This window comes from Streptomyces sp. NPDC126510, assembly GCF_040302345.1.
Taxonomy (GTDB): domain Bacteria; phylum Actinomycetota; class Actinomycetes; order Streptomycetales; family Streptomycetaceae; genus Streptomyces.
On sequence record NZ_JBEORR010000012.1, the window covers coordinates 190,412 to 202,462 of the forward strand.

Below are 12,051 nucleotides of genomic sequence, written 5' to 3' on the forward strand. Positions count from 1 at the left end.
ATGACGGCTCACCCCCTCTTCGACATCGGCGGCCGTACGGCCCTGGTCACCGGCTCCAGCCGGGGCATCGGACTCGCCCTCGCGCGCGGTCTGGCGGAGGCCGGCTGCACGGTCGTGCTGAACGGACGCGACGAGGACCGGCTCGCCGAGGCCGCCGACGGGCTGCCCGGCGACCGGGTGCACACGGCCGCGTTCGACGTGACCGACGGATCATCGGTGGCCTCGGGGGTCGCCGAGGTCGAGGAGCGGGTGGGCCCGCTCGACATCCTCGTCAACAACGCGGGCATGCAACTGCGCGCCCCGCTGCTGGAGTTCGGCGAGTCCGACTGGCACCGGATCCTGGACACCAACCTGACCAGTGCCTTCCTGGTCGGCCGTGAGGCGGCGCGCCGGATGACGGAACGCGGCCACGGGAAGATCATCAACATCTGCTCGTTGCAGAGCGAGGTGGTGCGGCCCGGGATCGCCCCGTACGCCGCCACCAAGGGCGCGCTGAAGATGCTCACCAAGGGCATGTGCGCGGACTGGGGGCCGTCCGGGGTGCAGGTCAACGGCCTGGGCCCGGGCTACATCGAGACCGAGCTGACCCGGCCGCTGGTGGAGGACGAGGAGTTCAGCGCCTGGGTGCGGCGGCGCACCCCCGCCGGGCGCTGGGGGCGTACGCAGGACCTGGTGGGCGGGGTGCTGTTCCTCGCCTCTCCCGCGGCGGACTTCGTCAGCGGACAGGTGCTGTATGTCGACGGCGGTATGACGAGCGTGCTGTGACCTGCCGGGAGGCTTCGATGCTGGGTTGCGTGATCCACGGTCAGGGCGATCTGCGGGTGGCGGAGCTGCCGGTGCCGGAGCCCGGGCCGGGGCAGGCGCTGATCGCCGTGCGGTACGGCGGGGTGTGCGGGTCAGATCTGCACTACTGGCGGCACGGCGGGGTCGGTGACTTCCGGCTGCGGGAGCCGATGGTGCTCGGGCACGAGGTCGTGGGGACGGTGGTGGAGTACGGCCCCGGTGCCGCGGGTCCCGCTCCGGGAACCGCCGTCGCCGTGCATCCGGCCACTCCGTGCGGGGTGTGCCCGGAGTGCGGGGCCGGGCGGCGCAACGTCTGCCGGGACACCCGGTATCTCGGGAGTGCGGCGCGGTTTCCGCACGTGCAGGGGGGTTTCGCGGATCGGGTGGTCGTGCCGTCCGGGCAGGTGCGGGCGCTGCCCGACGGGCTGCAGGTGCGGCGGGCGGCGCTGGCCGAGCCCTTGGCGGTCGCTGTGCACGCGGTGCGGCGAGCCGGGGAGGTGGCGGGGCGGCATGTGCTGGTGACGGGCGCAGGGCCCATCGGGTGTCTGGTGGTCGCGGCGGCGAAGGCGGCCGGGGCCGCGCACGTCACGGTGTCGGATCTGCTGCCCGAGGCGTTGGAGTACGGGCGGATCGCCGGGGCGGGGACGGTCGTCAGAGCTGATGATCCCGACGACCGTGGATGGCCCGGCGAGGTCGATGTGGCCGTCGAGGCCTCCGGGGTGGCCGCGGGGTTGGACACGTGTCTGCGGCGGGTGCGCCGGGGTGGGGTGGTGGTGCAGCTGGGGATGTTGCCGGCGGGGCACAGTCCGTTCGCCGGGAACCTGGTGGTGAGCCGGGAGATCGAGCTGCGGGGGGCGTTCCGTTTCGACGGGGAGTTCGACGACGCGTTGGCCCTGCTGGCCGGGGAGGCGGCGTTCGACGGGCTGATCAGTGCGGTGGTTCCCGTGGAGGAGGCGGAGTCGGCGTTCGCGCTGGCCGCTGACCGGAGTCGGTCGTGCAAGGTGCTGTTGGAGTTCGCCTCCGCGCCGTAGGGCTTCTCGTCGCGGGGCGGCTGCGGGTGTGTTGTGGTTGTTCGCGCAGTTCCCCGCACCCCTGAGACCCCTACTCGCGCCACAGAGAATGCTCTCGGGACGCCCACTCTCTGCTCACCTGGCCCGTGCGCATGCCCCGTCTGGACTCCGGGTCGGCCAACGCCATGCCGATGTGGCCGGCCAGGACGATGCCGAGGGTGAGGGCCAGCCAGTCGTGGACGAAGGTGGCGCTGGTGCGCCAGAGCAGGGGGGTGAGGTGGGTGAACCACATCATCAGGCCCGTGACGAGCATGACCAGCGTTGCGCCGGCGATCCAGGAGGCGTAGAGCTTCTGGCCGGCGTTGAACTTGGCGGCGGGGCGGGACGCGGGGCGTTTGTCGCGGTGCAGGGCGGCGCGCAGCCAGGTGCGGTCGTGCGGGCCGAAGCGGTTGAGGCGGCCGAGGTCGGCGCGGAAGACCCGGGAGGCGAGGCCGGCCAGAACGGGGACGGGCAGGGCGAGGCCCGACCACTGGTGCAGGGTCACGACCAGGGCGCGGCGGCCGACGAGTTCGGCGAGCTGGGGGATGTAGAGGCAGGCCGCCGTGACGACACATACGCCCATCAGCGCGGCGGTGATGCGGTGGATCCAGCGCTGCAGCGGGGTGAAGCGGCGCACGCGGGCCGTGGCCCGGGGCGTGTCAGCTCGTAGGGTCATCGTCGCGTCCGTTCGAGCGGCCCACCCAGGCGTCGACGTCGTAGCCGCGCTCCTCCCAGTAGCCGGGCCGGACCTCGTCGGTGACGGTGATGCCGGAGAGCCACTTGGCGGACTTGTAGAAGTACATGGGCGCCACGTAGAGGCGGACCGGGCCGCCGTGGGAGTGGCCGAGGTTCTTGTCCTGCATGCGCAGGGCGACCAGGACGTCCGCGCGGCGGGCCTGGCCGAGTGTGAGGCTCTCGGTGTACGTGCCGTCGAAGCAGGTGAAGCGGAGGGCCTTGGCCGTGGGGCGTACCCGGGCGGCGTCCAGGAGCCGGGAGAGGCGTACGCCCTCGAAGGGGGTGTCGGGGACGCGCCAGCCCGTGACGCACTGGACGTCGCGGACCATGCGGGTCTGGGGCAGGGCCCTGAGATCGTCCAGGGTGTAGGTCGTCGGGTGGTCGACCAGGCCGTCCACGGTGAGGCGGTAGTCGCCGGCGTTCTTGCGCGGGACGGACGAGGCGACCGAGTAGTAGCGGAAGCCGCCGCCGTTCGGGAGCAGGCCGGTCAGTCCGGTGGGGTCGTTGTCGGCCGCGCCGCCGAGGAAGCCCTCCAGGCCGCGTTGCAGCGGTGGCGCCGCGACCACGCCGGCGGCTCCCAGGGCGAGGGTGCCGAGGAAGACGCGGCGGCCGATCGGGGTGCCCCGCTCTTCGGGGTGTTCGTCGCTCACACCCTTGGGTACGTCCTCGTTCACGTACTCATTCGAACACCCGCGGCCCCGGTACGACAGGGCTCGCGGGTGCGCGTCAGACTTCCGTAACCAGTTCTTACGGGGGCCGCCTCAGGAGGAGGCCGCCTTGTCCAGCTGGAACGCCTCGTTGCCGAGGCCGATCCGGGCGTGCTTCTCGGGGGCGCGGGCGCGCAGCACCAGGCCGAGGATCACGCCGGCGAGCGCGGCCAGGCCGATGATGCCCGGGAGCACCCAGCTCAGCGAGGAGTCGGGGCCGGCACCGACCAGCACCTCGAAGTCCTTCACCGTGTAGCCGGCGATCACCAGCAGGGCGATGCCCGCCAGCCCGGACGTGACCAGCCGCCAGGCCTGGGCGCCGGCGGCGCCGCGGCGGACGAAGAAGACGACGACCGACAGGGACGCCGCGGCCATCAGCACGATCACGCCGAGGGCGCCGACGTTGCCGAACCAGGTGAACAGCTGCAGGACGGGCGCGGTCGGGTCGCCGACCGGCTTGTCGTCGGCGATCGCGAAGGCGGCCACGACCACCACGGCCACGGCGGTCTGGAGCAGCGAGCCGGTGCCCGGGGCGCCGCTGCTGCCGCTGGTGCGGCCGAAGGCGGCGGGCAGCAGGCCCTCGCGGCCCATGGCGAAGGCGTAGCGGGCGACGACGTTGTGGAAGCTGAGCAGCGCGGCGAACATGCCGGTGACGAACAGGACGTGCAGCACGTCCGTGAAGGTGCCGCCGAGGCGGGACTCGGTGAGGAAGAACAGCAGCCCGGCGCTCTGCTTCTGCGCCGTGCCGACGATGGCGGCGGGGCCGGTGGCGACGGTGAGGGCCCAGCTGCTGAGGGCGAAGAAGACGGCGACACCGCCGACGGCGAGGAACATCACGCGGGGCACCAGGACGTGCGGGCGGCTGGTCTCCTCGGCGTAGACCGGGGCCTGTTCGAAGCCGAGGAACGCGGCGATGCAGAAACACAACGCGGTGCCGACCCCGGCGCCGGTGAGGGTGTCGGGGTTGAAGGCGTGCAGCGACAGTCCCTCCTTTCCGGGGTCGGCCAGGGCGGCCACGTCGAAGACGACGACCAGGAGCACCTCGATGACCAGCAGCACACCGAGCACGCGGGCATTGACGTCGATCTTGAGCCAGCCCAGCAGTCCGACGGCGAGCGCGGCCACCAGTGCCGGTATCCACCAGGCGATCTGCAGGTCGGCGTAGGTGGCGAGGAGCCCGGAGACCTCGAAGCCGAAGATGCCGTAGATGCCGACCTGGAGCGCGTTGTAGGCGACGAGGGCAACCAGGGCGGCGCTCGCGCCGGCGGTGGCGCCGAGGCCCCGGCGGATGTAGGCGTAGAAGGCGCCCGCGTTGTGGACGTGGCGGCTCATCTCGGCGTAGCCGACGCTGAACAGGATCAGGACGACGCCGAGGAGGACGAAGAGCAGCGGCTGGCCGACGATGCCCATGACCGCGAATGTGGTGGGCATGACACCCGCGACGACCATGAGCGGGGCGGTCGCCGCGAGGACGGAGAGCAGCAGTCCCCCGGTGCCGAGCCGGTCGGCCCGCAGGGCGCGCTCCTGCCCCTTGAACGTACTGATGCCGCCGGGGGCGGAGGTGTTCGTGGCCGAACTGTCCGTGGTCATCGGGGCAGCGTCCTCACTCTTCGGGTCGGGGATGTCAGGCCGTGCCGAGCGCGGCGGCGCGGGCGGCGGCGAAAGCGGTGTGCGGGTCGCGGTCCGGGTACGACCAGGGAGCCGGTGTGGCGTGCCGGCCGATCCGGTGGAAGAGGGCGGCGGCCTCGGCCCCCCGCCCCTCGCAGAACTTGGCGTGGGCGAGGAAGTTCAGGTCGATCAGCCGCCGCGGGTGCCCCTCCAGCTCCCACTCCAGCCACCAGTCGAAGGCGGCCTTCATGACCTGCCGGGCGCGGCGGCCCGTCCAGTGGCCGGAGGCGGCCGGGTCGGCGGGTTCGTGCCCGGCGGCGGCCAGCGCCCGGTAGCGCTCGGCGTGCGCGATGACCGGCAGGATCGCGAGCGGGGAGTCGGCGGGTGCCTGTTCGGCGGCCCAGTTGGCGAAGTCGTAGACCTCGTGCAGCGGGTCCGGGCCGGCCTCGGTGCGGCGGGTGGCGAGCCGGGCCACCATCAGGTGGTGGGCGTGGTGGTGGTCGGTGTACCGGCCGCGGACCGCCTCGAAGCTGCGGACGGCGTCCTCGTCGCTGCCGACCGCGCACTCCAGCATGAGCAGGCCCAGCCAGGGGGTGGGGTCGCCGGGGGCTCGGGCCGCGGCGGTCCGGCACGCCTCACGGGCGCTGTCGGGTTTGGTCTTGCCGTGCAGCGCGCGCCGGACCTGGGCGAGGGCGAGGAGCACGGAGGCGTCGGCGGACTCGGGCTCGGCGAGCAGCCACTCCCGTGCCCACGCGGCGCAGGAGGACTCGCGGGCGAGGACGGTGACGCGGTGGGCGCGCCGGTCCCACTCGTCCCCGGTGTGCACCAGCAGGGAACGGGCGTTCTGCCAGCGGCCCTGTGCCAGTGCGGCGCGCGCGGCCACGAGATCGGCGTCGTCGAGGGCCTCGTCGAAGGCCTGCGCCGCACGTCTGCGGCCACGGCCGAGGGGAGGCGGGGGTGGGGACACCGCGGGAACTTCCTCACGCGCTCTTCTGGTGTTTCGGCTCACGGCGGCAGAAGGAGCGCGTATGCGCGCATCGCCATGGGCTGATCACGCACAGCAAACCCCCAGCCAACGGTCGCCGTCAAGGGCCGACAGGGCGTTACACGCGTCAACTGCCGCTACTCGTGAGCGTTTTGTGACCCAGGAGGTCCAAGGGGCACGTGTGACGCGCATCCGTTTTTCCCGTTAAGTCCTTTGTGACGTACGTCATAGCGCGGGCTGTCGCCGCCCCCGACGATGGCATGACGTACGGGCGCGCCGGGTGGAGCCGGCCGGTACAGTCGGCCCCTACGCAACCGTGAACCCGACCTGACGATCGAGGTACACCGCGTGTCGGTTCTAGTCCTGGCGCTCGCCCTGGGTGCCGCCTGCTGTCTCGGCTTCGGCTTCGTCCTCCAGCAGAACGCGGCCCAGCGGGCCCCGCTCAGCGATTTCCTCTCCTTCCGGCTGCTGCTGGACCTCGTGAAGGTGCCCCGCTGGCTCGGCGGCATCGCGCTGATGGTGGTCGGCATGGGCCTGGGCGCCGCCGCGCTGGGGCAGGGCGAGCTGTCACTGGTGGAGCCGCTGCTGGCGACGAACCTGCTCTTCGCGCTGGCGCTCTCCCGCAGGCAGAGCCGGCAGCCGCTGGGCCGCCAGGGCTGGGCGGGCCTCTTGCTGCTGGCCGGCGGCGTGACCGCGTTCATCGTGGCGGGCCGGCCGGAGGGCGGCGCCGCGACGGCCGGTCCGGTGCGGCAGTGGCTGATCATCGGGATCATGATCGGGCTCGCCCTGCTGCTCACGACCCGGGGCAAGCGGTCCCGGCTGAGCTCGGGCCCGGTGCTGCTGGCCCTGGCCGCCGGGCTGCTGTACGGCGTGCAGGACGCGCTGACCAGGGTCAGCGGGCAGAAGGTCTCCGACGGCGGCTTCGCCGAGCTGCTCACCGGCTGGGAGCCGTACGCGGTGCTCGCGCTCGGGGTCACGGGGCTGGTCCTCGTGCAGAGCGCGTTCGAGACCGCGTCCCTGCGCAAGTCGCTGCCCGCCCTGACCGCGGCCCAGCCGCTCGCCGGGATCGTCTGCGGCGTCGGCTTCCTGGGCGACCGGCTGCGCACCGACGCGGTGGCACTGAGCTGGGAGGCCGGCGGTCTGCTGGCCGTCGTCGCAGGGATCGTGCTGCTGGGCATGCACCCGGCGATGCCGCACGGCGCCCCGGAACGGGCCCGGGTGAACGTTCCCGCGGTGAGCCCGGCCTCACCCTGACCGCCCCTCCCCCGGGGGGGCCGTGCCCTGCTTGGATGAGGGCATGAGCGCTGCTGACGAGATCCTCGACATCGTCGACGAGAACGACCGGGTCATCGGGCAGTCCCCGCGCGGCGAGGCCTACGCCCTGGGTCTGCGTCACCGTTGCGTCTTCGTCCTGGCCCGGGACGCCGAGGGCCGGATCTTCGTGCACCGGCGCACCCCGGCCAAGCTGGTCTTCCCCTCCCTCCACGACATGTTCGTCGGCGGGGTCGTCGGTGCCGGCGAGTCCTACGACACCGCGGCCCTGCGCGAGGCCGAGGAGGAACTCGGCGTGACCGGCCTGCCGCAGCCGCGGCACCTCTTCACGTTCCTGTACGACAACGGCTCCGGCCGGACCTGGTGGTCGGCGGTCTACGAGGTCCGCTGCGAGCTCCCCGTACGGCCGCAGACCGAGGAGGTGGCCTGGCACGACTTCCTGTCCGAGGCCGAGGTCGAGCGGCGCCTGGCGGACTGGGAATGGGTGCCGGACGGGCTGGCGGCGTACGAGCGGCTCAAGGCGCTGCGGACGGCCGGCTCAAGAGGGCCGGACGCGACTGCCGGGTAGGGTCGCGCACGTGATCGAGTTCGTACGGAACGTCCGGTTGTGGTTCGCGCCCGCGGAAGTCAGGGAGGACGGCGAGACGCCCGACTACCGGTTCTCGCTGGCGAACGAACGCACCTTCCTCGCCTGGCTGCGCACCGCGCTCGCGCTGATCGGCGGCGGTTTCGCCGTGGACCAGTTCCTGCCGGACCTGCGCTGGGGCTGGCGGGTCGGGCTCGCGCTCGCGCTGCTGGCCGCGGGCGTGCTGTGCTCCCTGCGGGCGGTCAACCACTGGGTGCGCTGCGAGCGGGCCATGCGCCGCGGTGAGGACCTGCCGGTGTCCCGGTTCCCGGCGCTGCTGAGCCTCGTCGTCGCCGTCGTGGCCGTCGCCATGGTCGTGGTGGTGCTGGTGGGGTGGGAGGGGTGAGCGGGCCGGCCGCCCGGCAGCGGGACCCCGACCGCGATCCCGGCCTGCAGCCCGAGCGGACCCGGCTCGCCTGGCGGCGCACGACACTGTCGGGCACGGTCGTCGCCGTGCTGGCGGTGAAGACGGTGCTGCACGGCGGGGCCTCTGCGGCCGGGATCGTCGGGTGCGCCCTGTGCTGTGTGCTCTGGCTGGGCTTCCTGAGCATCGCCCATCGGCGCATCCAGACCCTCGCGACCGCCACGAGCCCCGCGGCGTTCGCCCCCCGGCACGCGGCGGCCGCCGTGCTGTGCACGGTGGCGATGGCGGGGTGCGGGGCGGCCCTCGTCCTCTGAGGCGGGTCACTCGGTCGCCCCGGTCCTCTGAGGCGGGTCCGCCACTCAGCCGTCCTCGCCCTCGCTCTCCCAGTCCACCGTCACGACGATCTTGCCGCGGGTGCGGCCCTCCTGGTTCAGCCGGTGCGCGTCGGCGGCCCGCTCCAGGGGAAACGTCTCGTCGACATGCACGCTGACCACGCCCTGCTCCGCCAGGTCGGCCAGACGCTGGAGGTCCTGGGCGTCGGGGCGGACGAAGTAGTAGCGGCCGCCGTAGGCCACGACGTCGTTGTCGGCGATCGATGCCAGGCGGCCCTCGGGCGCCAGCAGGTTCGCCGACACCTTCAGAGCGTCTCCGCCGACGGTGTCCAGCACCGCGTCCACGCCCTCCGGGGCCAGTCCGCGCACCCGCTCGCCCAGTACCTCGCCGTACGCCACCGGCTCCCCGCCCAGGCCCCGCACGAAGTCGTGGTTGGACTCGCTCGCCGTACCGATCACCCGGGCGCCGAGGTGCACCCCGAGCTGGACGGCGATCGAGCCGACGCCGCCGGCCGCGGCATGCACCAGCACGGTCTCGCCCCGCTTCACCTGGAGCACCTTGACCAGCATCTGGTAGGCGGTGAGCCCGACCAGCGGCAGCCCGGCCGCCTCCGCGAAGGAGAGGTTGCGCGGCTTGCGCGCGAGGGTGCGCAGGGGTGCGGCCACGTACTCGGCGAAGGTTCCGCGCGACAGGAAGTCCTCGCGCACGTACCCGATGACCTCGTCCCCGACGCCGAATTCCGAGACGGCCACACCCGGCCGCACGACGACGCCGGAGACGTCCCAACCGGGCACCACCGGGAAGACGGGGGCGAGGATCCCGTCGAGATATCCCTCGCGGGCCTTCCAGTCGACGGGGTTCACCGCCGCCGCCCGCACCTTGACCAGCACCGCGTCGGGGCCGACCTTCGGGTCGCGAACCTCCCCGAACGCCAGCACCTCGGGACCGCCGTACCGTGAGTAGCTGATGGCCTTCATGGCTTTGACCTTCCGGGCTCGCCGGGCGGCGCGCAAGCCGGATGACCTGAACGAACCGGCCGAAACCTACCCGGCCACCGCACGGGAGGCGCCGTCGGCCTATCGTGGCTCCGATCACGTTTCGGTCCCGCTCTGGACGACATACCGACCGGTCGGCATCATGAGTCGGGAACTGTCCACCTGCCCGTAGGAGCGACGCATGAGCCCCGACCATCCGCCCGGACTGGATCTCGAACGGTTGCGCGAACTGCTCGACCGCGAGCGGCCCGGCCTGGTGAACGGCCCGCTGTCCGGCCGGCTGATCGAGGGCGGACGCTCCAACCTCACCTACGCGGTCTCCGACGGCGCGTCCCGCTGGGTCGTGAGACGGCCCCCGCTCGGCCATGTCCTGGCCACCGCGCACGACATGAAGCGCGAGCACCGGGTGATCAGCGCGCTGCACCCGACCGCCGTGCCGGTTCCTCGGCCGGTGCTGCTGTGCGAGGACGAGGAGGTGCTCGGGTCGCCCTTCTACGTCATGGAGTTCGTCGACGGCACCCCGTACCGCACCGCCGACCAGCTCGCCCCGCTCGGGCCGGAGCGGACCCGGGGCGCGGTGCTGAACCTGGTCGACACGCTGGTGGAGCTGCACGCGGTCGACCCGGGCGAGGTGGGCCTGGCGGACTTCGGCCGGCCCGAGGGGTTCCTGGACCGGCAGCTGCGGCGCTGGGGCAAGCAGCTGGACGCCTCCCGCAACCGCGACCTCGACGGCATCGACGAGCTGCACGCCGCCCTCGGGCGCGAGCTGCCCCGCTCCCCCGCCCCGGCCGTCGTGCACGGGGACTACCGGCTCGACAACGTCCTCATCGGCGAGGACGACCGGATCAAGGCCATCCTCGACTGGGAGATGTCGACGCTGGGCGACCCGCTCACCGACCTCGGCCTGCTGGTCATGTACAGCATGCCGCTGGCCATGCCCGACTCCCCGGTCTCCACCACCGCCGAGGCTCCCGGGCATCCGGCACCGTCGGAGCTCATCGAGCGGTACGCCGCGCGCTCGGGGCGCGACGTCTCCGCGGTGTCCTGGTACACGGCGTTCGCCTGGTTCAAGCTCGCCGTGATCCTCGAGGGCATCCACTACCGCTACACGCTGGGCCAGACGGTCGGCCGCGGCTTCGACCGCATCGGCGACCTCGTCCCCGTCTTCGTCCGGCACGGACTGACCACGCTCCACGAAGGCCTCCAGGAGGGCTGATCCACATGGACTTCGCTTTCGACGCGCGCACCGAAGAGCTGCGCGCCAAGCTCCTCTCCTTCATGGACGAGCACGTCTACCCGGCCGAGGCCGTCGCGCACGAGCAGCGCGAGCGGCTCGCCTCGCCGTGGGAGACCGTCCCCGTGGTCGAGGAGCTCAAGGCCGAGGCCCGCAGGCAGGGTCTGTGGAACCTCTTCCTGCCGGACTCCGAGTACGGGGCGGGGCTCACCAACCTCCAGTACGCGCCGCTCGCCGAGATCATGGGCCGCTCCCCGCAGCTGGCGCCGACCGTGACGAACTGCGCGGCGCCCGACACCGGGAACATGGAGGTGCTCACCCAGTTCGGCGACGAGCAGCAGCGCAAGCAGTGGCTGGAGCCGCTGCTGGCCGGCGAGATCCGCTCGGCGTTCGCGATGACCGAGCCGGACGTGGCCTCCTCGGACGCCACCAACATCACCACGCACATCGAGCGCGACGGCGACGAGTACGTCATCACCGGCCGCAAGTGGTACATCTCCGGGGCGATGCACCCCGACTGCAAGATCTTCATCGTGATGGGCAAGACCGACCCGGACGGGGAGGACATCCGCCGCCAGCAGTCGATGGTGCTGGTGCCGCGCGACACCCCTGGTGTCACCATCAAGCGGGCCATGCAGGTGTTCGGGTACGAGGACCACTACCACGGCGGTCACGCCGAGGTGATCTTCGACCACGCGCGCGTGCCGGTCTCGAACCTGGTCGGCGAGGAGGGCGGCGGTTTCGCCATCGCGCAGGCCCGACTCGGCCCGGGGCGGATCCACCACTGCATGCGGCTGATCGGCATGGCGGAGCGGGCGATCGAGCTGATGTGCCGGAGGGCCGTGTCCCGCACCGCGTTCGGGAAGGCGCTCGCCCAGCAGGGCGTGGTGCACAACTGGATCGCGGACGCGCGCGTGACGGTGGAGCAGCTGCGGCTGCTGGTGCTGAAGACCGCGTGGCTGATGGACACGGTGGGCAATCGCGGTGCGCACACCGAGATCCAGTCGATCAAGATCGCCACACCCCGGGCCGTGGTGGACATCCTCGACCGGGCGATCCAGTTGCACGGCGCCGGCGGCGTGAGTCAGGACTTCCCGCTGGCGGAGCTGTACGCGGGGGCGCGGACGCTGATGATCGCGGACGGGCCGGACGAGGTGCACCAGCGGTCGCTGGCGCGCCGGGAGCTGAAGCGATACATGTGACGTGCCATGGGCGGTGGGGGTTATCGCCCCCACCGCTCCGCTCGCTCCTCACGGGCGGAAGGGCCCGGGCCGGAGTTGTGGGTGGGGTGTGAAACATCGCACGGTCTCGTGAACGTCCGTCTGGGTAGGGAGGACGTTTCGCGGGGTTTCCCGCTCCCG

Annotated in this window: 13 protein-coding genes; 8 read left to right on the top strand and 5 right to left on the bottom strand. The window is 72.4% G+C overall.

Features of this window, described 5'->3' with window-relative positions; genetic code table 11:
• Together ABTX60_RS19440 and ABTX60_RS19445 are read left to right on the top strand one after the other, a co-directional pair.
• Entirely contained in the window at positions 1 to 765 is a 765-nt protein-coding gene (locus ABTX60_RS19440; RefSeq protein ID WP_352098245.1) for an SDR family oxidoreductase, read from the top strand.
• Positions 766 to 782: 17 nt separating this feature from the next.
• Positions 783 to 1,814: an L-idonate 5-dehydrogenase gene (locus ABTX60_RS19445; RefSeq protein WP_352098246.1), complete on the top strand. Its 1,032-nt coding sequence runs from the start codon at positions 783 to 785 to the stop codon at positions 1,812 to 1,814.
• 70 nt (positions 1,815 to 1,884) lie between these two features.
• Here ABTX60_RS19445 and ABTX60_RS19450 read toward each other — a convergent pair whose 3' ends face one another.
• The 4 genes from ABTX60_RS19450 to ABTX60_RS19465 form a co-directional block, all read right to left on the bottom strand.
• Positions 1,885 to 2,508: a cytochrome b/b6 domain-containing protein gene (locus tag ABTX60_RS19450; RefSeq protein WP_352098247.1), complete on the bottom strand. Its 624-nt coding sequence runs from the start codon at positions 2,506 to 2,508 to the stop codon at positions 1,885 to 1,887.
• Positions 2,492 to 3,217: a molybdopterin-dependent oxidoreductase gene (locus tag ABTX60_RS19455; RefSeq protein WP_352098304.1), complete on the bottom strand. Its 726-nt coding sequence runs from the start codon at positions 3,215 to 3,217 to the stop codon at positions 2,492 to 2,494. Before ABTX60_RS19455 ends, ABTX60_RS19450 begins: the two co-directional genes overlap by 17 nt.
• 111 nt (positions 3,218 to 3,328) lie before the next feature.
• Positions 3,329 to 4,864 (bottom strand): APC family permease, encoded by a 1,536-nt coding sequence (locus tag ABTX60_RS19460; RefSeq protein WP_352098248.1) that lies wholly within the window; start codon positions 4,862 to 4,864, stop codon positions 3,329 to 3,331.
• Between the two features lie 34 nt (positions 4,865 to 4,898).
• Positions 4,899 to 5,849, bottom strand: coding sequence for a tetratricopeptide repeat protein (locus ABTX60_RS19465; RefSeq protein ID WP_352098249.1), 951 nt, complete (start codon positions 5,847 to 5,849; stop codon positions 4,899 to 4,901).
• 366 nt (positions 5,850 to 6,215) lie between these two features.
• On the opposite strand from ABTX60_RS19465, the gene ABTX60_RS19470 reads away from it, so the two are divergent.
• Genes ABTX60_RS19470 through ABTX60_RS19485 form a run of 4 tightly spaced genes read left to right on the top strand, consistent with a single transcriptional unit; the run spans position 6,216 to position 8,442 of the window.
• Positions 6,216 to 7,121: a DMT family transporter gene (locus tag ABTX60_RS19470; RefSeq protein WP_352098250.1), complete on the top strand. Its 906-nt coding sequence runs from the start codon at positions 6,216 to 6,218 to the stop codon at positions 7,119 to 7,121.
• A gap of 43 nt (positions 7,122 to 7,164) precedes the next feature.
• Complete coding sequence (locus ABTX60_RS19475; protein ID WP_352098251.1) at positions 7,165 to 7,707, top strand: NUDIX hydrolase; 543 nt, start codon at positions 7,165 to 7,167, stop codon at positions 7,705 to 7,707.
• A gap of 10 nt (positions 7,708 to 7,717) precedes the next feature.
• The gene (locus ABTX60_RS19480) at positions 7,718 to 8,110 is read left to right on the top strand and encodes a YidH family protein (protein WP_104778612.1); all 393 of its coding nucleotides are present in this window, start codon (positions 7,718 to 7,720) and stop codon (positions 8,108 to 8,110) included.
• The gene (locus ABTX60_RS19485) at positions 8,107 to 8,442 is read left to right on the top strand and encodes a DUF202 domain-containing protein (RefSeq protein ID WP_352098252.1); all 336 of its coding nucleotides are present in this window, start codon (positions 8,107 to 8,109) and stop codon (positions 8,440 to 8,442) included. The genes ABTX60_RS19480 and ABTX60_RS19485 overlap by 4 nt, the downstream gene beginning before the upstream one ends.
• A gap of 45 nt (positions 8,443 to 8,487) precedes the next feature.
• On the opposite strand, the gene ABTX60_RS19490 is transcribed toward ABTX60_RS19485, so the two are convergent.
• Positions 8,488 to 9,438 (bottom strand): NADP-dependent oxidoreductase, encoded by a 951-nt coding sequence (locus ABTX60_RS19490; RefSeq protein WP_352098253.1) that lies wholly within the window; start codon positions 9,436 to 9,438, stop codon positions 8,488 to 8,490.
• A 199-nt stretch (positions 9,439 to 9,637) separates the two neighbouring features.
• Here ABTX60_RS19490 and ABTX60_RS19495 point away from each other — a divergent pair, with 199 nt between their 5' ends.
• On the top strand, positions 9,638 to 10,672 hold the full coding sequence (locus tag ABTX60_RS19495; protein WP_352098254.1) for a phosphotransferase family protein: 1,035 nt from the start codon (positions 9,638 to 9,640) through the stop codon (positions 10,670 to 10,672).
• Positions 10,673 to 10,677: 5 nt separating this feature from the next.
• Positions 10,678 to 11,892: an acyl-CoA dehydrogenase gene (locus tag ABTX60_RS19500; RefSeq protein ID WP_352098255.1), complete on the top strand. Its 1,215-nt coding sequence runs from the start codon at positions 10,678 to 10,680 to the stop codon at positions 11,890 to 11,892.
• The last annotated feature ends 159 nt before the right edge of the window (positions 11,893 to 12,051 follow it).

Bases quoted from the DNA above. Each gene is read 5' to 3' on its own strand.
- ABTX60_RS19440 (WP_352098245.1), top strand. From the start codon at position 1: ATGACGGCTCACCCCCTCTTCGACATCGGCGGCCGTACGGCCCTGGTC.
- ABTX60_RS19445 (WP_352098246.1), top strand. From the start codon at position 783: ATGCTGGGTTGCGTGATCCACGGTCAGGGCGATCTGCGGGTGGCGGAG.
- ABTX60_RS19450 (WP_352098247.1), bottom strand. From the start codon at position 2,508: ATGACCCTACGAGCTGACACGCCCCGGGCCACGGCCCGCGTGCGCCGC.
- ABTX60_RS19460 (WP_352098248.1), bottom strand. From the start codon at position 4,864: ATGACCACGGACAGTTCGGCCACGAACACCTCCGCCCCCGGCGGCATC.
- ABTX60_RS19475 (WP_352098251.1), top strand. From the start codon at position 7,165: ATGAGCGCTGCTGACGAGATCCTCGACATCGTCGACGAGAACGACCGG.
- ABTX60_RS19490 (WP_352098253.1), bottom strand. From the start codon at position 9,438: ATGAAGGCCATCAGCTACTCACGGTACGGCGGTCCCGAGGTGCTGGCG.
- ABTX60_RS19495 (WP_352098254.1), top strand. From the start codon at position 9,638: ATGAGCCCCGACCATCCGCCCGGACTGGATCTCGAACGGTTGCGCGAA.
- ABTX60_RS19500 (WP_352098255.1), top strand. From the start codon at position 10,678: ATGGACTTCGCTTTCGACGCGCGCACCGAAGAGCTGCGCGCCAAGCTC.